Origin of the sequence: Mycobacterium sp. GA-2829, from assembly GCF_001499965.1 — a bacterium.
Classification (GTDB): domain Bacteria; phylum Actinomycetota; class Actinomycetes; order Mycobacteriales; family Mycobacteriaceae; genus Mycobacterium.
The window spans coordinates 73,306-91,247 of sequence record NZ_LQIT01000045.1; the positions used below are offsets into that span (position 1 = coordinate 73,306).

Here is a 17,942-nt window from a genome sequence, read left to right on the forward strand (position 1 = left end):
AACTGCTGTCAGATCGTCTTTTTCGCGTGGCACGCGATCTGGCAGCAGTCTCGGCGGAGGGTGATCAGCCCTGGGCGGCCAGCTGCCCGCAGGCGGCGGCAATCTCGCGGCCGCGGGTGTCGCGCACCGTGCAGGACACCCCGCGCTCGCGCACCCGGCGCACGAACTCGCGCTCGACGGGTTTGGGACTGGCGTCCCACTCGCTGCCCGGGGTGGGGTTGAGCGGGATCAGGTTGACGTGCACCAGCGGGCCGAGCTTGCCGTGCAGCTTCTTGCCGAGCAGATCCGCCCGCCACGGCTGGTCGTTGACGTCGCGGATCAGCGCGTACTCCACCGACACCCGGCGCCCGGTCACGTCGGCGTAGTAGCGCGCCGCGTCGAGCACCTCGTCGACCTTCCAGCGGTTGTTCACCGGTACGAGCGTGTCGCGCAGCTCGTCGTCGGGGGTGTGCAGCGACAGCGCGAGCGTCACGTTGAGTCGCTCGTCGGCGAGTTTGCGGATCGCCGGCGCCAGCCCGACCGTCGACACCGTCACCGAGCGCGCCGAGATGCCGAACCCGTCGGGTGCCGGTGAGGTGATCCGACGCACCGCCGCGACCACCCGGTTGTAGTTGGCCAGCGGTTCGCCCATACCCATGAACACGATGTTGGACAGCCGACCTTCCCTCGCGATGCCCTCCCCGTCGCGGTCGCGCAGCTCGACGGCCGCGGTACGCACCTGCTCCAGGATCTCGGCGGTGGACAGGTTGCGCATCAGCCCGCCCTGCCCGGTCGCGCAGAAGGGACACGCCATCCCGCACCCGGCCTGTGAGGAGATGCAGACGGTGTTGCGGTCCGTGTAGCGCATCAGCACCGATTCGAACGTCGCGCCGTCGTGGGCGCGCCACAACGTCTTTCGCGTCTCCCCCGCGTCGCATTCGATGGCGCGCACCACCGACAGCAGGTCGGGGAACAGCGCCTCGGCGGTCTGGGCGCGCACCGCGGCGGGCAGGTCGGTCATCAGCGCCGGATCGGAGATCAACCGCCCGTAGTACTGGTTGGCCAGCTGTTTGGCGCGGAACGCCGGCATGCCGAGGTCGGCGACCGCGGCGGCGCGGCCGTCGTCGTCGAGGTCGGCGAAGTGCCGCGGCGGCATACCCCGTCGCGGAGCTTCGAAGACCAGGTTCTGTTTCATGTTCCGTCCAGTATCAGGCTTGTTCGGTCAACACGTCGCGCACCGCCTGTTCGGCGGCGGTCAGCACGTCCGGGTCGACCCCGGTGCGGCCGCGCACGAACACCGAGGCGCGGCTGGTGGGTGGGAGCCCTTCGGCGGGGCAGAGGCCGTCGGGCAGCCGTCCGATCATCGGCAGCAGCGCCACCCCGAGCCCGGACCGCACCGCGGCCAGCAGGCCGGACAGGTCCGAGCTCTCCGCGGCGATGCGGTAGGCCACCCCGAGGCGGTCGAGCGCGACGAACGCGGGTTCGCGCAGCGTGCACGGTTCGCTGTACATCACCACCGGCAGCGGTTCGGCGGCCGATGCGGTGAAGCTGCGCGCCGACACCCACGTCAGCGGCACCATGCCCGCCGCATTCGTCGGGTCCAGGCCCGACCCGTCGAGCAGCACCGCGAGGTCGAGCGCGCCATGTTCGATGGCGTCGGCCAGCAGCAGGTTGCGGTCCAGGCGGAACCGCAGCCGCCACCCGGCCAGCCGCTCCCCGAGCGCCGCCGTGAGTCCGGGCAGCATGACGTCGGCGCCGTGTTCGGTGGCGCCGATCAGCAGGACCCGTTCCTGTACCGCGCCCAGATCGGTGAGCGCGGCGTCGTGGGCGGCGAGGATCGTGCGGGCGTGGGCGAGTACGCGGTACCCCAGTTCGGTGAAGGCGACGCCGCGGCCCGACCGTTCGACCACGGGCGCCCCGACCACCGCCTCGATGCGGCGGACGTGCTGGCTGACCGCCGACTGGGTCAGGTGCAGAACGGCCGCCGCGCGGTGAAATCCACCACAGTCGGCGACCGCGACGACGCTGCGCAGCGGCGCGATGTCGAGCACCTGGGACATGCGACCAAGGTACTCCGATCAGCGATGACGATCAAAAATCCGGCGTTAGCGCGCACGATGCGTGGATCGGCGGCAGGACCGATCACGATCCTCGATCGATCGTGATCGTCGATATTCGTTGGACCGCATCGCCGAACGCGCCGACCATGGCACCATGACGCCCACCCGCATGCCGCTGCGCACCGCGACGGCGGTGACCGTCACGTTCGCGCTGGGGTACCCGATCGGCAACCTCGCCGTACATGCGATGACGCCGATGGCCGTGCTGGCGTTCCGCTTCGGATTCGCCGCGCTGATCCTCGGGGTGTGGGCGGCCGTCGCGCGGACGGGGTTCCCGACGGGCCGCAAACTCGGCCACGTCGCGGTCACCGCGCTGTTGATGCAGGCCACGCAGTTCTGCGCGCTGTACTACGCGATCCAACAGGGTGCGCCCGCAGTGCTGTGCGCGGTGGTGATCGCGATCAACCCGGTCGCGACCGCGCTGCTGGCGGCGGCGTTCCTGCGGGACCGGCTGCACCCCGGACGCATCGTGGCGTTGGTCCTCGGTGTCGCGGCGGTGCTCGCCGCGTGCGCGAGCCGGCTGATGGCCGAACACGGCGTCGACCCGGTGGTGCTGCTGCTGCTCGTGGCGCTGCTCGGGCTCGCGGGCGGCGGGGTGTACCAGCAGCGCTTCTGCGCCGACGTCGACTTCCGCGCCTCCAGCGCGGTCCAGAACGGGGTGGCGTTCCTGCCCGCGCTGGCGCTCACCATGGTCACCCCGTTCGAGGTGCAGGACGCCACCAGGGCGGCCGTCGCCGTGGCCGCCGTCGTGCTGCTCAACGCCGTCCTCGGGCTCAGCCTCTACGTCCGCGCGATCAACCTGCACGGCGCGTCGGCGGTGGCGATGCTGTTCTGCGTCATCCCCGCCGTCGCCGGGGTCATGTCGTGGTTCATGCTCGGCGAGCGCATCGACGTAGGGATCGGCGTGGGGCTGGTCCTCGGCGCGACGGCCTGCTGGCTGAACGCCCGCTCGTCGCGCAGACGGGCCTCAGGCGAGCAACGTGAGCACGATCCAGGTGGCGACGGCCGACGGCAGCATGCCGTCCATGCGGTCCATCATCCCGCCGTGTCCCGGCAGTAGATTGCTCATGTCCTTGATTCCCAGGTCTCGCTTGAACTGGGATTCGACCAGGTCGCCGAGGGTGCCGGTGATCACCAGCATCACCCCGAGCGCGACGCCGGCGTACCAGGGCTTGTCGAGCAGGAAGACCACGGCGACCACCGCGCCGGTGACCCCGAACAGCAGTGAACCGGCCAGCCCCTCCCACGACTTCTTGGGGCTGATCGCCGGGACCATCGGGTGTTTACCGAACAGCACCCCCGCGACGTAGCCGCCGATGTCGGAGAACACCACCCCGAGCATCAGGCAGAACACGCGGTTGGCGCCGTCGTCGGGATAGATCAGCAGCGCGCCGAAGCTCGCGAACAGCGGCACCCAGGTCGCCAGGTACACCGCCGCGCCGATGTCGCGGGAGTAGTTCTGCGGGGTGTGGTTGAGGCCCTGGCCGACGAGGCGCCAGATCATGCAGACCACGACGGTGGCGGCGAACGCGCCCAGCGCCCCGGCGGGCCCGAACGGCCACGTCAGCCACAGCGTGGCCTGACCGCCGACGAGCAGCGGGATCGTCGGCATGCGGTAGCCGGCCTCGGTCAGCCGCTGGCACACCTCGTAGGTGCTGACCGCCACCGCGGCGGCCACCAGCGCCAGCCACAGGTAGGGCGCGAACAGCAGGATCGCGATGAGCCCGCCGCCGAGCACCACACCCACCGCGATCGCGGCGGGCAGGTTGCGCCCGGCACGGGACGGCTTCTTCTGCGGTTCGTCGACCGGTGTTCCCGACACGGAGTTCGCTTGTCGCTGTGAGGTCATCAGACCTCCAGCAACTCGCCTTCTTTGTGCTTCACCAACTCGTCGATCTGAGCGGTGTAGGTATGGGTGGTCTTGTCGAGGTCCTTCTCGGCGCGGCTGACCTCGTCCTCGCCGGCCTCGCCGTCCTTCTTGATGCGGGCCAGCTCGTCCATCGCCTTGCGGCGGATGTTGCGCACCGAGACCTTGGCGTCCTCACCCTTGGACTTGGCCTGCTTGACGAGGTCGCGGCGACGCTCCTCGGTCAGCTGCGGGATGGACACCCGGATGATGTTGCCGTCGTTGGAGGGATTGACGCCGAGATCGGAGTTGCGGATCGCATCCTCGATGTTGCGGAGCTGATTGGCCTCGTAGGGCTTGATCACCACCATGCGGGCCTCGGGCACGTTGATGCTCGACAGCTGGGTGATCGGGGTGGAGGCGCCGTAGTAGTCGACGGTGATCCGGGCGAACATGCCCGGGTTGGCGCGGCCGGTACGGATCGACGCGAGATCGTCGCGCGCCACCGACACGGCCTTCTCCATCTTCTCCTCGGCATCGAAGAGGGTTTCGTCGATCACTGTCTGTCTCCCGTCGCTACGTTCGCCCGCGCACCCGCATCAGGTGGTGACCAGAGTTCCGATCTTCTCACCCGCGACCGCGCGGGCGATATTGCCGTCGACGAGCAGGTTGAACACCAGGATCGGCATGCCGTTGTCCATGCAGAGCGAGAACGCGGTGGCGTCGGCGACCGCCAGCCCGCGGTCGATGACCTCGCGGTGGGTGATGGCGGTCAACAGCTGGGCGTCCGGGTTGGTGCGCGGATCGGCGGTGTAGACGCCGTCGACGGCCTTGGCCATCAGCACGACGTCGGCGCCGATCTCGAGCGCCCGCTGCGCGGCGGTGGTGTCGGTGGAGAAGTACGGCAGGCCCATACCGGCGCCGAAGATCACGACGCGGCCCTTCTCCAGGTGGCGCACGGCGCGCAGCGGGATGTAGGGCTCGGCGACCTGGCCCATCGTGATCGCCGTCTGCACGCGGGTGTCGATGCCTTCCTTCTCGAGGAAGTCCTGCAGCGCCAGGCTGTTCATCACCGTGCCGAGCATGCCCATGTAGTCGCTGCGGGTGCGTTCCATCCCGCGCTGCTGCAGCTGGGCGCCGCGGAAGAAGTTGCCGCCGCCGATGACGACCGCGACCTGCACACCGCTGCGCACCACTTCGGCGATCTGGCGTGCCACCAGGTGCACGACATCGGGGTCGAGGCCGACGGCGCCGCCGCCGAACATCTCCCCTCCCAGTTTCAGCAGCACGCGTGTGTACAGCGGCCGGATCTCCCCGACTGCGGCGCCGGCGTTGTTCGGCTCCGACATGCCCTTCCGGCCTCCTCGCTAGACGTACCGGGCGCTCCCCCTGGTGGCACACCCATCCTGCCTCATGCGGGGTTCCCGGTGTGGCCGGGGCGGACGAATTCGCCCCGGCGCGCCGTCAGCCGGGATGGGCCGAAAGCAGCCAGGCCGGGGCCGACTTGCGGCCACCCGGCTCGTTGCGGATGCCGGAGGGGACCGGCCGCCGGGCGACCTCACGGGCGCTCAGCGGCGCGAGTTCAAGCGGATCCTGGTCGCACTCGGCGCCGATTAGAGTCGGGCGGCATGACGACACCGGCCGGGCACGTGTACGTGTCGCGGCGGCTCACCGACGGGGCCATGGCCCGGCTGGGCGACCTCGGCAGGCCGCTGCGCGTCGGTGACGACGATCCGCCCGACCGCGCGGCGCTGGAAGCCGGCATCGCAGGCGCCGCCGCGGCGGTGGTGACACTGACCGAGCGGGTGGACGCCGACCTGCTGACCGCCGCGGGCACCGGGCTGCGCGTGGTCGCCAACGTCGCGGTCGGCTACGACAACATCGACCTCGCGGCCGCACACGCCGCCGGGGTGACCGTCACCAACACCCCCGGCGTCCTCGACAACGCCACGGCCGACCACACTTTCGCGCTGATCCTGGCCGCCACCCGCCGGGTGGTCGACGGTGACCGCTTCCTGCGTTCGCGGGAACCGTGGATCTGGGGGCCGCGCATGTTCGTCGGGCTCGACGTCAGCGCGGGCGCCACGCTCGGCATCCTGGGTTACGGCCGCATCGGCCGGGCCGTCGCGCGCCGGGCCCGCGCCTTCGACATGACCGTGCTCGCCACCTCGCGCAGCCGCACCTCCGGCACCGAGGGCGACGTCCGGTTCGTCGACACCGATACGCTGCTGGCGACCAGCGACGTCGTGTCGGTGCTGACGCCGCTCACCCCCGAGACCCGCCACCTCGTCGACGCCGCAGCGCTGTCCCGCATGAAACCGACTGCGCACCTGGTCAACACCGCGCGGGGCGGAGTCGTCGACGAGGCCGCGCTGATCGACGCGCTGACCGCGGGCCGGATAAGTGGCGCCGCGCTGGATGTGTTCGAGAATGAACCCCATGTCAACCCCGCGCTGCTCGACGCCCCGAACCTGGTCATCACCCCGCACATCGCCAGCGCCGGGGAAGCGACCCGCGACGCCATGGGCATCCTGGCCGTCGACAACGTCGCAGCCGTGCTCGCCGGCCGACCCGCGCTGACCCCGGTCCCATGAGAATCGTTCTCGCACCGGACTCGTTCAAGGAGTCGATGAGCGCCGCACAGGCCATCGCGGCCATGCGCGACGGGGTCCGCGCCGTGCGACCCGCCGCCGAATGCGTCGGGGTACCGATGGCCGACGGCGGCGAGGGCACCGTCGACGCGGTGGTCGACGCCCTCGACGGTGAACGGGTGAGCGTCGAGGTGGCCGACGCACTGGGCCGTCCGGTGTCCGCGCGCTACGGCTACGTCCCCGACCGGCGACTCGCGGTGATCGAGATGGCCGCCGCCGCAGGTCTGGAACAGATCGCCCCGTCCGAGCGGGATGTGTTGCGAGCCAGCACTTTCGGCGTCGGAGAGCTGATCGCCCACGCGCTGGACCGCGGCGCCGCGGAGTTCCTGATCGGCCTCGGCGGTTCGGCCACCAACGACGGCGGGGCCGGCCTGCTGACCGCGCTCGGCGCCCGGCTGCTCGACGCCGCGGGCGCGCCGCTGCCACCCGGCGGTGCGGCGCTGGCCGACCTGGACCGCATCGACGTCACCGGGCTCGATCCGCGGCTGGCCGGGGTGCGCATCCAGCTGGCCTGCGACGTCACCGCACCGCTGCTGGGGCCGGGCGGCGCCAGTGCGGTGTTCGGCCCGCAGAAGGGCGCCACCGAGGACGACGTGGCCCGGCTGGAGGCCGCGCTGGGCCGGTTCGCGGCCGTCGCCCACGCCGGGCACGCCGATACGCCCGGGGCGGGCGCTGCCGGCGGTCTCGGCTTCGCCCTGCTCGAATTCCTCGGCGCGACAAGCCGACCCGGGGTCGAGGTCGTCGCCGAGACCGTCGGGCTGGAGCAGGCGCTGCAGGGCGCGGAGTGGGTGTTCACCGGTGAGGGCGGCGTCGACGCGCAGACACTGATGGGCAAGACGCCCTTCGGGGTCGCCCAGGTCGCCGCCCGGACCGGCACCCGTGTGGTGATCTTCGCCGGCCGCGTCGGCGACGACGCCTCGGTGCTGCTCGACCACGGCGTCGACGCGATCGTCGGCATCACCGCCGAGGGCACCCCGCTGGCCCAGGCGCTGCGCGAGGGCCCGCAGTCACTGAGGCGTGCCGCGGCCGACTTCCTGCGCCGAGCAGACACAGAATCGCGTGGATCCGCGTGAAATCACGCGATTCTGTGTCTGCTCGCGGCGCCTACGACTCCCGGGCGACGTCGGCCACCGGCAGGCTCGCGTGGTGCGGGTGGCACGCCTTCGGCGGTGACGGCGGCAGGTCCAGCGCCGGGTTCCCGTCGAAGAAGCCGACCGGTTTGAGGTGGAAACCCGTATAGGCGCACGGCATCACCGGCCAGTCCTCCGGCCGCACCACGTGATGGGCGCCGACGGTGTACCAGAGCACCACGTCGGTGTCCTCCAGCGGCGCGTCGTCAGCGATGTACTCCGGCAGTCCCTGCATGTCGGCCGACTGGTACATGTAGTCGCCCGCGGCGAAGAGCTCCGCCGGGTCGTACCGCGTCACCCACAGATTGTGCTGGACGAACCGGGCGCGGTCGTAGATGTAGGACCCCTCCTGCACCATCACCGGCACCACGTCCTTGGGCGTGAGCTTGTAGGCCACCGGGGCGCCGAGTTCGTTGCGCTTGGACGGGTTGGCGACCTTCCAGTACCGGCCGGTCGACCAGTCCCAGTCGCGCGCACCCTCGGCCTCCGAGGCGACCAGCGTGTCTCGAGTGATCCACGCGTTGCGGTGGGGATTCAGCGCCGGATCGGGCTCCGGAATCGAATCCACCTCGTACACACTGTTTCCGGCGCCATCGATGCTCATGTCCAGCCGGAAGTTGAAGAAGTGCTGGTGGTTCGGGCCGTAGATGCCGGGCGCGACCAGCTTCCCGTAGCGCGGTTCCTGCCCGTCGGCCACCGCACCCGTGGTGAGCACCCCGGACAGCTTGACCTCGACCTCCATCGAGGCGTCGTTGTAGAAGTACCAGAAGAACCCGTACTCGTAGTTGCCGACGGTGCAGATCATCGAGATCACCAGCCGCCGCGACCGCCGCACCTCCACCTCACCGGTGCGGAAGTCGGTGTGCTTCCACGAGATCCCGAAGTCCTCCTCGTGCATGCAGATCGCGTTGGGGATGGTGACCGCGTTGCCCGCCGAATCGTTGACCGTCCCGTCGAAGTAGTGGATCTCGCCCAGACAGTCGCACCCCAGGGTCAGCGGGTTGGCGGAGAAGCCCATCCCGACCTCGCCCATGTCGAAGACGTTCTTGTTCCAGTGCGTGGGTGCGGTGTCGCCGTAGGGCACCACCATCTCCGACAGTGACGCCCGGTACACGATCGGCCGGGTCTCCCCGCGGTCGGTGTAGGCGATCTCGTGCAGCACAATGCCTTCGCGCGGGTTGAAGCCCACCCGCATCGACCATTTCTGCCACTGCACCCGCCATCCGTCGACGGTGAAGCTGGGCCCGTCGGGCTGGGTGATCTCGATCGGTTTGACGTCGTCACGGAACTGCGTGAACGCCGGGCGGTTGTTCGGGTCGAACATGAACTGCTCGGTGTAGTTGCCGGCGGTCGGTGGCAGCGGCACCACCCCGTGATCCTCGACGTCGATGACCCGCATCGCGTCGAGATCGAATGTGACGATCAACCCCTCGACGGGTCGCGCGTATCCGTGTTCGGACGGCGCGGCCCGCATGAACGTCAGCGGTCGGCAGATCAGCGGGGAGTTGTCGTAGTGGTCCTGGGGCCCGTAGTACCCGGCCGGCCACGGGTCGATCATCGCCAGGTCGAAGTCGGTGACGCCGCGACGGCGCATCGCCTCCTGCCAGCGCGGGTCGCACCGGACCACCTCCTCGACACCGGTCATGTGCTCGACGAGGTAGGACGGGAACCGGCCCGGCACCGTGCGCCAGGAGTCGATGACCCGGGCGCCGAGGTCGACGATCGCCTCGCAGACCAGTTTGGCCGCCGCGTCGTACATCGTCGCCAGCGCCCGGCGCGGCACACCGTCGAGGTGCCCGAACGTCAGTTCCGGCGTCTTGGCCGGTTCCGCCAGCGAGATCATCACGAACTTCAATGTCGGTGTGGCGTATTCGGAGTCCATGATGATCCGGGCCGCGGCCTCGATCTCGGCGCCGCTGAGCGGGTCGAGCGGGTAGCCGAGCCCGTCGTCGGTGGGCTTCGTCGTCGCCACCGTACTGTCCATCGTCATCGGTCACGCCCCTTCCGGGTCGGTCTTGTTGAGGTCGAGCACCGCCAGGTGCGCCAGCGCGTCGTCCTGGGTCATCTTGTGCGCCGAGCGCCTGCCGAAGATGTAGACGACCAGGCCGAGGGCGAACATGCCCAGGCTGATGCCGCCGACCCAGGTCATCCAGTTGCCCGTGGACACGTCGATCCACGGGGTGACGAACGAGTAGTAGATGCCGCCGATCGTGCCCAGCGTGCCGACCACGACTGTGACCCACACCCCGGCCATGCCGCCGGGGATCCGCCAGAACTGTTCGTTCGCATAGCGATCCGCGTACTTCTTCCGCGCGATGATCACCGGGATAAGGAAGAAGAACCCGGACAGCAGCCACACCGTCGACAGCCCGCCCTGCAGGTAGATCGTGACGTTGGCCATGCTGCTCTGGGAGTACAGGCCGACCAGGATCAGCGACGAGATCACGCCCTGAATCAGGATGGCGGTCACCGGATTACGGGTGCGCGGGTTGAGGTGGGTGAAGATGCGCGGCAGGTGGCGTTCGAGGCCGGAGACGAAGATCAGCCGCGAGTAGGCGACCTGGTAGGTCATCAACGCCACCACGATGATGCCGGCCAGCACGACGGCACAGACCTCCATCAGGCCCGGGAAGCCTGCCACGTCGAGCATGCCGATGATGCCGGTGACCGGGTCGATCTCGTCGCCGGGTAGCGCCATCATCGTGCCGAGGGTGGTGAGCAGGTAGATCGCGACCAACGCGGTCGAACCCCACAGGATCATCCGCGGCCCGCTGCGGCGCACCGACAGGAACTCCGCGCCCATGTTGTAGGGCGTTTCGACACCGAGCAGGTAGAGAAGGACTGTGCCGTACAGGAATCCGGCGGTGGCGAAGTTGGGGATTGTCGCCTCCTCCCAGGTGAACGGGGTCGCCGATCCGTGGCGCGCGGCGAACAGCAACCCGCAAAGGAAGATCGTCAGCGTCAGCAGGCCGTAGACGACGAAGACGATGTTCATGATGCGTTGGTTGGCGGCGAGTTTGGCCAGCGCCAACCCGATGACGGTCCACAGGATCACCAACTGCAGGATGATGCTCACGGTCAGCCCGAGCTCGGCGTGGAACGCCAGCAGCAGGAACTGCAGCACCACCGCCGGGGACGATGCGGCGTTGAGGATCACCGGTACCCACGACAGGTAGCCGCCGATGAATCCCCAGGTCTCCCCCATCGTGCGGTAGGCCCAGATGTACACCCCGCCCTGACCCGGCCACAGGTTGCCGAGTTCTACCACGGCCATACCGGCCGGGATCAGGAAGGTGAGGATCCCGAGCACCCACATCGGGATGGCCGTCCACCCGCCTGCGGCCATCACCGACGATCCGGTGACCCAGCAGATGATGAAGACGTAGGCGGCGGTGAGCCCGAAGGTGCTCATCACCTTGGGCAGGATCTGTTCGGGGACGAGCTCGGTGGTCATGAGCTTGTCGCGATCGGCCGGTGGCGCGGCCTCAGCTTGTGTCATCGATTCTCCGAAAGGGGTTGCTTCATTTGATGATCTGTCCGTCTTTCATCCGGACGACACGGCTCGCTTCGTCGGCCACCGTGGGGTCATGGGTGCTGGCGACGACCGTGACGCCCAGCGACGAGCACAGGTCACGCAGCATGCGCACCACCGTCTCCCCCGTGCGGTGGTCGAGGTTCGCGGTCGGCTCGTCGGCCAGCACGAGCGTCGGACTGCTGATCAGCGACCGGGCGATCGCGGTGCGCTGCTGTTCGCCGCCCGACATCTTGGTCGGCTGATGGTGGAGGCGATGGCCGAGCCCGACGAGCTCGAGCAGTTCGATCGCTCTGGCGCGCAGCGCTTTCCGATCGTAGGGCTCGAACATCAGCGGCAGTTCGACGTTCTCCACCGCCGACAGGAACGGGATGAGGTTGTAGCTCTGGAAGATGAAACCGATGGTGTCGTGCCGCAGCGCGGCGAACTGGCTCTCGGTCAGGGTGCGGGTGTCGCGGCCCGCGACGGTCACCGACCCCTTCGTCGGCCGGTCCAGCCCGCCGATGATGTTGAGCAGCGTGGACTTCCCGCTGCCGCTGGGTCCCATCAGGCAGACGAACTCCCCCGGCATGATCGTCAGATCGGCCGCCACCAGGGCCCGTACGACCTCGTCGCCGAGTTTGTGCAGCTTCCATACGTCGGCGATCTCGATGACGGGCGCAGGCGGCGGCGGGGCCGCATCGTCGCCGCGGCGTTCTTCGATGGTGGTCATGGCTACCTCACGCGGTCAGGGAGCGGATCGGGGGCCGGGACGCGGCCGTCCAGGTGGGCAGGATGCTGGTGGCCACGGCCGCGACGACGCTGACCGCGACGGCGATCGCGGCGCCGGCGAGCAGACCACCGGCCGCGACACCGCCGGCCGCCAGGCCGGTCACCCCGAGCACGATCCCGGTCGCCGCCGCTGCGGCGGCGCCCACGAGTGCGCCGAGGACGGCGGCCACGACGGGTTCGACGAGCAGGGCGGCGACCACCGGTAGCCGTGGAATCCCGTTGGCCGCCAACACCCCGAGCTCACGGGTGCGGTGCGCGACGGTGCGGGTGGTGGCCACGGCGACCTCGACGACACCGACGAGCAGTACCGTGACCGCGATGAGGACCACCGCGCGGTTGAGTTCGGCGGTGTGCCCGAGCGATGCGGACTGCTGCCGGATCCCGGCGGACATGCCGAACACGATGACGACGAGGAACGCCCCGGTCGCGGTTATGACGACGGGCAGCACCATCTCGCGGATGCGGCGGCGCGCGGACAGCCAGCCGTAGGACAGTCCCCTGCGTATCACTGTCGGTACTCTCTCTTCGCGCAAGCGCTCATCGGTCCCCGAGCAGGTCGACCGGCCGTTGCTGCAGCAGCCGGTGTACGGGTACGAGTGCGCCGACGATCGCCATCGCGGGTATGAACGCCGCGACCATCCCCGCCGCCTGCGCCCACGCGACCGGTGTCGCGATGCCCGGAATCGTCAGCGCGACAGCAGCACCTGCCCCGAGCACACCCACGACGTAGGCGGCGACGAAGACGAGTGCGGATTCGACGAGGAAGAAGTACAGCACCTCGTCGGCGAGGCCGATACTCGACATGATGCCGAATTCGCGTTTGCGTTCGGCGACCGCGGCCAGGAACGACGACACCGCGATCACGAAGCCGAGGACCAGGCCGATGGTCGAGATCAAGCCGAGCGTCGACGCGGTCACCTTGCCGCTGAACAGCGCCGAGAACTTCTGCTCGAACGACAGCGGCCCGGTACCGCCGACGGTGTCGTAGATCAGTCCGCCGCCTGCCGGATCGGGTGTCGTCGACGGGTCGGCGGTCGCATCCAACCCCGTGGCCGTGCTCAACTGCTGCGCCAGGTCGCGTCGGTTCTCCTGTCCGGCAGGTGCTTTCACCGTCCACCAACCGTCGCCGCCGACGACCCCCGCGGCGAGCGCGGTCGACACCGTCACCGACTGACCGGACCCGTCGACCACCGCGACCAGGTCACGGCCGGCGATCTCGACGTGGTCCCCCGCGGCCACGTCGAGACGCTCGGCCAGCGGAGCACCGAAAACCGCTTCACCCGTCGGCGTTTCGTCACTGCCACGCAGCGACACCGCGGCGCCGTCGATCTCCGTGCGCCCCGACAGCGTGCGGTCGGCCGACCACCCGGCCGGGACGCGCAGTTCGGGCGCCGGACCGTCGGCGATCAGCGCCTGCGATTCCGCGTCATAGTGCACCCCCGCGGCGGGCACCACCCACAGCTGCGCGTCGCCGAGGACGTCGGTGACCGAATCCGCGCCGGTGATCGCGAAACTCGACGAGATCGTGCGCACCACGGTCACACAGGCGATCGCGAGCGCGATCCCGAGCACCGACAACACGAACCGTTCGGGCCTGCGGCGGATGTTGGCCAGCGCGAACCGGACCAGACATCCGAAGGTGTTCCCCTGCGCCGTGGCGATCCCCGGTGACCGTGCGGTGGTGGGTGCGTCGTTGACCTGACTGGTCTCCACGAGAAGAGATCGTCAGACCGCCACGTTTCCGCTGCCGCCGCGCGCGGTGTCCGCGCGGTTAACTCCCCACCGGTTCCGTTACGGCGCTGTGTCGCCCGCGCGCCATACCTCGTCGAGCGCCACGGTGGCGCGGAAGCCGCAGAGCACCAGGATGTGCAGTAGGTACAGCCACAGCACCAGCGCCGAGACCGCGCCGACGATCGGCAGCCCGCCGAACGGCGCCGACCACGGGATCGGGATCGCGAGGAACAGGATGAAGCCCTGCAGGAACCCGGCCAGGATCGCGCCGCTGCTGAACGCGCCGATCAGCAACGGCCGCCACGCGATCCGACCGGGGCCGATCAACCCGAACACGCCCACGAGCGCGGTCGACAGTGTCAACCAGATGACGTGGAAAGCGACCACGATCCCCCAGATGAGCGACCAGCCGCCGCGGTCGTACAGCGGGCCGACGTACGGCGCGGTGGCGAGCACCGCGAGCAGCAGCAGCGGCGCCACCACCGCCACACCGAGCAGACCGGCGCGGCCGCGCCACCCGGTGAGAGTGTCGGGGGCGGCGGACATCTGACGGAACGCCCGACGCAGCCCCTCGCCGTACAGGCTGGCCGGGAAGAGCACGACCAGCGCCTGCACCCACGACATCGACAGGGCCACCGAGGTCAGGGTGCGCAGCGCCTCGGGGGTCCCGTGCCCGTCGGGCAGCCCGTCGATCGCGGCGTCCATCGCCGCGGTGACCGTGTCGTGTCCGACCAGTCCACCGGCCGCCCACAGCGACGCCAGCGCCAGCGGTGCGATCCCGATGACGCCGAAGAACGTCGCACCCGCCGCCCACAGCGACAGGTCGCTGCCGGGGAAGGTGCCGCGTACTTCGGTGGCCAGTCGGCGCAAACGGTTCATCGGGTCCTCTCGCGGCGCGCGCGCCGCCTTTGGCAGGCTGGCGTCGTGACCGCATTCGACGACGACAGCTGGTCGGCGCTGCACGACGGTGTCGAACCGTCGGCGGTGGTGCGCGGCTGGCTGCGGATGGTGCGGGCGCTGGCGTCGGGGCCGGTGCTGCGGATCCCGCCCGACGTGCTGTCGGCGACGGGTGTGCTGGTGCTGGCCGGGGCGTTGGTCGTGGTCGAGGCCGGATGGCCGTGGCTGGCGGTGCCGCTGATCGTCGCGGCGGGCGTGCTCGACGGGCTCGACGGCGCGGTCGCGGTGCGCACCGGGCGGGCCCGGCCGCTGGGTGCGGTGATCGACGCGGTCGCCGACCGGATCGGCGACGTGCTGCTCGGCGGCGTGCTGCTGGCCCTCGGCGCGCCTGCGGGATGGGTGGCCGCGGCGCTCGTATCGGTCCTGGTGCACGAGTATCTGCGGTCCCGCGCGCAGGCGGTCGGCATGCCGGGCGTCGGCGCGGTCACGGTCGCCGAACGGCCGACCCGGTTGATCGTCGTCGCGATGGCGTCCGGGGGTGTCGCGATCTTCCCGGCGGGTGTGCCCCCGGTCGGCTGGGACTGGGGTACGACGTTCGCGGTCACGTGGACGGCGATCGGGGTGGTCGGGCTGGTTCAGCTGGCGGTCGGGGTGCGGCGGTCGATCCCGCGGCACTACCCGCGGACCCGATGAGACCGGCGACGATCTCGGCCGACATCAGAACCAGCGGGATACCGCCGCCCGGATGCGCGGAACCGCCCACCAGGTAGAGCCCCGGTAGGCGGCTGCGGTTGGTGGGTCGGCGCAGCGCGGCACGCGGTCCGTGTGAGGCCGTGCCGTAGATCGTCCCGCCCGGCGCGCCGGTGCGGCGTTCGAGGTCGGCGGGGGTGATGACGTCGACGAACCGGATCCGGTCGCGGACATCGGCGCCGCGGTCGGCCAGCAGATCGAGCACGTGGCGGGTGTAGCGCTCACGTAGATCCGGGGCATCCCAGTCGACGCCGCGGGCCGGGTCGTGCGCGGGCGCGTTGACGAGGACGAACCAGCCCTCGGAGTCGTCGTCCGGGCGCAGCGCCGGATCGTCGGGGGCGTGTACGTAGACGGTCGGATCGGGCACCGGTCGCGGGGTGCGGCCGAAGATCGCGTCGAACTCGGCCGCGTAGTCGCGGGGGAAGTAGATCCGGTGGGCGGGACCCGGCGCCCGCCCCGACAGGCCGAGCAGCATCACGAAACCGGCCATCGAGGGTTTACGGCCGCGCAGTCGGCGGCGCGCCCCCCGGCCGGCAGTGCGCGGCAGCAGCCGGTCGTGGAGCACGCCGGCATCGGCGTTGCTGACCACCGCGTCGGCCCAGATCTCCACCCCGCCGACGCATACCCCGGTGACGCGCCCGGCCGATACGGTCACCGCCTCGACCGGTGCGCCGGTGCGGATCTCGACCCCGAGGTCGACGCAGCGCTGCGCGACGGCGTCGACGATGCGGCGCAACCCGCCGGGGACGTACCAGGCGCCGAACTCCTGCTCGACGAACGCGGTCACCGACAGCACCGCTGGCGTGCGGCGCGGGTCGGAGCCGGAGTAGGTGGCATACCGGTTGAGCCACATCCGCATTCGCGGATCGGGCAGGATCCGGCGCCCGAGCCCGTCGATCGTCTGCCACGGCGCGACCGCCTTGAGGTCGGCCGGTCGCGCACTCATCCGGGCCAGCGCGGGCAGCGAGACCGGCCGCCGCAGCACGGGTTCGCCGACCAGCTCCCACAGCCGCCTCGACCGACTGTGCAGCCGCTGCCACGCCTCCCCCGCGCCCGTCCCGAAGGCCGCATCGAACGCGGCCGGGGCATGTGTGCGGTCGAAGGGCAGTTCGAGACGCGTCCCGTCGCCGAACACGTAGGCACAGGCGGGGTCGACCGGGGTCACGGGGAGATCGGCCGGCCCGCCGGTGTCGGCGAACAGCTGCTCGAGCAGGCCGGGCATGGTCACCAGGGACGGTCCGGTGTCGAAGGTGAACCCGTCGCGTTCGACCACGCCGAGTTTCCCGCCGACGGTGTCCGCGCTCTCGAAGACCGTCACCCGGTGGCCGGATGCGGCGAGGCGCGCCGCGGTGGCGAGCCCGCCCAGACCCGCGCCGATCACGATCACTCGACTCATACCCTGCGTCCTTTCCACTGCAGGGTGCCGCGAATCTGACCGATCCATGACGACGCCACCAGCGCCAGCAGCGTCAGCACGGAAACGGGGTGCGCGAACGCATCCCGGCGGCGGCCCGCCCACGGCGTCGCCAGGGCACGCCCCGCCACGGCGGCGGCGTAGCCGAGCGCGCCGACGCGGGATCCGGTCAGCGCGGCGGCCGGGGGCACGACGTACACCACCGCGAGCAGCGACCCGACCGCGAGCGCGCCGAGCGGGGAGCCGAACGCCGCCCACAGCGACTTGCGGTACCCGTCGCGCAGTTCGGCGCCCGTCGCGTACATCCGGCACGTCGCCAGCCGGGATCCGTCGGCCAGCCCGGTCCGGCCACCGGAGACCCGCACCGCCCGTGCGAGCGAGATGTCGTCGAGGACCTCGCCGGCCACCGCGGCCCAGCCGCCCGCACGGGCGAGCGCCACGGCCTCGACCACCAGGAACTGGCCGTTGGCCGCGGCCATCGACGGACGCCGCGACCGCTCCGCGACCCGCAGCGGCAGCGTGGTCAGCCACGACCACGCCAGCAGCGGCTGGATCAGCCGGCCGGCGACACCGGCGGTGATCTGGTGCGGCCACGGCGAGAGCAGATCGAGCGGCCGGTCCCCGCGCAGCACGGCGTCCGCGGCGGCCACGGCGTGCGGGGCGAGCACGACGTCGGCGTCGACGAACACGAGGATCTCCCCGCGCGCCGCGGCGGCCAGCTGTGCGCAGGCGTGCGGTTTGCCCAGCCATCCCGGCGGCGGTTCGACACCGGTCAGCACGGTCAGCGCGGGCCCCGCGGTGCGGCGGACGACGTCGGCCGTCCCGTCGGTCGAGCCGTCGTCGAGCACCACGATCTCCGCGTCCCGCAGTCCGCGCTGCGCGAGCAACGACCGGATCGTCGGCGCGATCCGGTGCGCCTCGTCGCGCGCGGGAACCAGGATCGATACGCTCGCCGTGACCGGCGGCGGATCGAGGGGCGGGCGCCGCAGTAAGCGCAGGTTGACCAGCTGGTGCAACGTGCCGGCGCACGCAAGTGACGAGCCGATGACGGCGAGCGCACGTGACGTTTCGGCGAAGCGATCATCGGGCACCTTGCAAACTCTACGAACCCGCGCGGCGGC

17 protein-coding genes are annotated in these 17,942 nt (G+C 70.6%); 4 read left to right on the forward strand and 13 right to left on the reverse strand.

Annotated features, from left to right (window positions below; genetic code table 11):
- Positions 1 to 64 precede the first annotated feature (64 nt).
- Positions 65 to 1,174, reverse strand: a complete 1,110-nt coding sequence (gene rlmN, locus AU194_RS23510) for a 23S rRNA (adenine(2503)-C(2))-methyltransferase RlmN (protein ID WP_059091672.1) — start codon at positions 1,172 to 1,174, stop codon at positions 65 to 67.
- A gap of 13 nt (positions 1,175 to 1,187) precedes the next feature.
- Positions 1,188 to 2,039, reverse strand: a complete 852-nt coding sequence (locus AU194_RS23515) for a LysR family transcriptional regulator (protein WP_059091673.1) — start codon at positions 2,037 to 2,039, stop codon at positions 1,188 to 1,190.
- Between the two features lie 169 nt (positions 2,040 to 2,208).
- On the opposite strand from AU194_RS23515, the gene AU194_RS23520 reads away from it, so the two are divergent.
- Positions 2,209 to 3,159 carry a DMT family transporter gene (locus AU194_RS23520; protein ID WP_059091781.1) on the forward strand — a complete coding sequence of 317 codons (951 nt, stop codon included), beginning with the start codon at positions 2,209 to 2,211 and terminating at the stop codon, positions 3,157 to 3,159.
- Here AU194_RS23520 and AU194_RS23525 read toward each other — a convergent pair.
- Genes AU194_RS23525 through pyrH form a run of 3 tightly spaced genes read right to left on the reverse strand, consistent with a single transcriptional unit; the run spans position 3,067 to position 5,294 of the window.
- Positions 3,067 to 3,948 carry a phosphatidate cytidylyltransferase gene (locus AU194_RS23525; protein ID WP_059091674.1) on the reverse strand — a complete coding sequence of 294 codons (882 nt, stop codon included), beginning with the start codon at positions 3,946 to 3,948 and terminating at the stop codon, positions 3,067 to 3,069. The genes AU194_RS23520 and AU194_RS23525 overlap by 93 nt on opposite strands.
- Positions 3,948 to 4,505 carry a ribosome recycling factor gene (frr, locus tag AU194_RS23530; protein WP_059091675.1) on the reverse strand — a complete coding sequence of 186 codons (558 nt, stop codon included), beginning with the start codon at positions 4,503 to 4,505 and terminating at the stop codon, positions 3,948 to 3,950. The genes AU194_RS23525 and frr overlap by 1 nt, the downstream gene beginning before the upstream one ends.
- A 39-nt stretch (positions 4,506 to 4,544) precedes the next feature.
- Positions 4,545 to 5,294 (reverse strand): UMP kinase, encoded by a 750-nt coding sequence (gene pyrH / locus AU194_RS23535; RefSeq protein WP_059091676.1) that lies wholly within the window; start codon positions 5,292 to 5,294, stop codon positions 4,545 to 4,547.
- Between the two features lie 279 nt (positions 5,295 to 5,573).
- On the opposite strand from pyrH, the gene AU194_RS23540 reads away from it, so the two are divergent.
- The gene (locus AU194_RS23540; RefSeq protein WP_059091677.1) at positions 5,574 to 6,539 is read left to right on the forward strand and encodes a D-glycerate dehydrogenase; all 966 of its coding nucleotides are present in this window, start codon (positions 5,574 to 5,576) and stop codon (positions 6,537 to 6,539) included.
- Positions 6,536 to 7,669, forward strand: coding sequence for a glycerate kinase (locus tag AU194_RS23545; protein ID WP_059091678.1), 1,134 nt, complete (start codon positions 6,536 to 6,538; stop codon positions 7,667 to 7,669). The genes AU194_RS23540 and AU194_RS23545 overlap by 4 nt, the downstream gene beginning before the upstream one ends.
- Before the next feature lie 31 nt (positions 7,670 to 7,700).
- Here AU194_RS23545 and AU194_RS23550 read toward each other — a convergent pair whose 3' ends face one another.
- The 6 genes from AU194_RS23550 to AU194_RS23575 all read right to left on the reverse strand — a co-directional run bounded on the left by AU194_RS23550 (position 7,701) and on the right by AU194_RS23575 (position 14,639).
- The gene (locus AU194_RS23550; protein WP_059091679.1) at positions 7,701 to 9,716 is read right to left on the reverse strand and encodes a primary-amine oxidase; all 2,016 of its coding nucleotides are present in this window, start codon (positions 9,714 to 9,716) and stop codon (positions 7,701 to 7,703) included.
- Positions 9,717 to 9,719: 3 nt separating this feature from the next.
- Positions 9,720 to 11,225: an APC family permease gene (locus tag AU194_RS23555; protein WP_059091680.1), complete on the reverse strand. Its 1,506-nt coding sequence runs from the start codon at positions 11,223 to 11,225 to the stop codon at positions 9,720 to 9,722.
- Positions 11,226 to 11,247: 22 nt separating this feature from the next.
- Positions 11,248 to 11,970 (reverse strand): ABC transporter ATP-binding protein, encoded by a 723-nt coding sequence (locus AU194_RS23560; RefSeq protein ID WP_059091681.1) that lies wholly within the window; start codon positions 11,968 to 11,970, stop codon positions 11,248 to 11,250.
- A gap of 7 nt (positions 11,971 to 11,977) precedes the next feature.
- Positions 11,978 to 12,538 carry an FtsX-like permease family protein gene (locus AU194_RS23565; RefSeq protein WP_059091682.1) on the reverse strand — a complete coding sequence of 187 codons (561 nt, stop codon included), beginning with the start codon at positions 12,536 to 12,538 and terminating at the stop codon, positions 11,978 to 11,980.
- Positions 12,539 to 12,566: 28 nt separating this feature from the next.
- Complete coding sequence (locus tag AU194_RS23570) at positions 12,567 to 13,742, reverse strand: ABC transporter permease (protein WP_059091683.1); 1,176 nt, start codon at positions 13,740 to 13,742, stop codon at positions 12,567 to 12,569.
- A gap of 78 nt (positions 13,743 to 13,820) precedes the next feature.
- Complete coding sequence (locus AU194_RS23575; protein WP_059091684.1) at positions 13,821 to 14,639, reverse strand: YhjD/YihY/BrkB family envelope integrity protein; 819 nt, start codon at positions 14,637 to 14,639, stop codon at positions 13,821 to 13,823.
- Between the two features lie 45 nt (positions 14,640 to 14,684).
- Between AU194_RS23575 and AU194_RS23580 the strand changes: the two genes are divergently transcribed.
- The gene (locus tag AU194_RS23580; protein WP_197417724.1) at positions 14,685 to 15,350 is read left to right on the forward strand and encodes a CDP-alcohol phosphatidyltransferase family protein; all 666 of its coding nucleotides are present in this window, start codon (positions 14,685 to 14,687) and stop codon (positions 15,348 to 15,350) included.
- On the opposite strand, the gene AU194_RS23585 is transcribed toward AU194_RS23580, so the two are convergent.
- Both AU194_RS23585 and AU194_RS23590 read right to left on the reverse strand, forming a co-directional pair.
- Positions 15,259 to 16,803 (reverse strand): NAD(P)/FAD-dependent oxidoreductase, encoded by a 1,545-nt coding sequence (locus AU194_RS23585; protein WP_082698813.1) that lies wholly within the window; start codon positions 16,801 to 16,803, stop codon positions 15,259 to 15,261. The two genes, AU194_RS23580 and AU194_RS23585, sit on opposite strands and share 92 nt — an antisense overlap.
- Complete coding sequence (locus tag AU194_RS23590) at positions 16,800 to 17,912, reverse strand: glycosyltransferase family 2 protein (RefSeq protein WP_059091685.1); 1,113 nt, start codon at positions 17,910 to 17,912, stop codon at positions 16,800 to 16,802. The genes AU194_RS23585 and AU194_RS23590 overlap by 4 nt, the downstream gene beginning before the upstream one ends.
- Positions 17,913 to 17,942: the final 30 nt, after the last annotated feature.

What these genes read in the sequence shown, in the direction of transcription:
- AU194_RS23575 (WP_059091684.1), bottom strand. Translation starts at nt 14,639, where the DNA reads ATGAACCGTTTGCGCCGACTGGCCACCGAAGTACGCGGCACCTTCCCC.
- AU194_RS23555 (WP_059091680.1), bottom strand. Translation starts at nt 11,225, where the DNA reads ATGACACAAGCTGAGGCCGCGCCACCGGCCGATCGCGACAAGCTCATG.
- AU194_RS23525 (WP_059091674.1), bottom strand. Translation starts at nt 3,948, where the DNA reads ATGACCTCACAGCGACAAGCGAACTCCGTGTCGGGAACACCGGTCGAC.
- AU194_RS23550 (WP_059091679.1), bottom strand. Translation starts at nt 9,716, where the DNA reads ATGACGATGGACAGTACGGTGGCGACGACGAAGCCCACCGACGACGGG.
- AU194_RS23515 (WP_059091673.1), bottom strand. Translation starts at nt 2,039, where the DNA reads ATGTCCCAGGTGCTCGACATCGCGCCGCTGCGCAGCGTCGTCGCGGTC.
- pyrH (WP_059091676.1), bottom strand. Translation starts at nt 5,294, where the DNA reads ATGTCGGAGCCGAACAACGCCGGCGCCGCAGTCGGGGAGATCCGGCCG.
- AU194_RS23585 (WP_082698813.1), bottom strand. Translation starts at nt 16,803, where the DNA reads ATGAGTCGAGTGATCGTGATCGGCGCGGGTCTGGGCGGGCTCGCCACC.
- rlmN (WP_059091672.1), bottom strand. Translation starts at nt 1,174, where the DNA reads ATGAAACAGAACCTGGTCTTCGAAGCTCCGCGACGGGGTATGCCGCCG.
- AU194_RS23560 (WP_059091681.1), bottom strand. Translation starts at nt 11,970, where the DNA reads ATGACCACCATCGAAGAACGCCGCGGCGACGATGCGGCCCCGCCGCCG.
- AU194_RS23520 (WP_059091781.1), top strand. Translation starts at nt 2,209, where the DNA reads ATGCCGCTGCGCACCGCGACGGCGGTGACCGTCACGTTCGCGCTGGGG.
- AU194_RS23545 (WP_059091678.1), top strand. Translation starts at nt 6,536, where the DNA reads ATGAGAATCGTTCTCGCACCGGACTCGTTCAAGGAGTCGATGAGCGCC.
- AU194_RS23540 (WP_059091677.1), top strand. Translation starts at nt 5,574, where the DNA reads ATGACGACACCGGCCGGGCACGTGTACGTGTCGCGGCGGCTCACCGAC.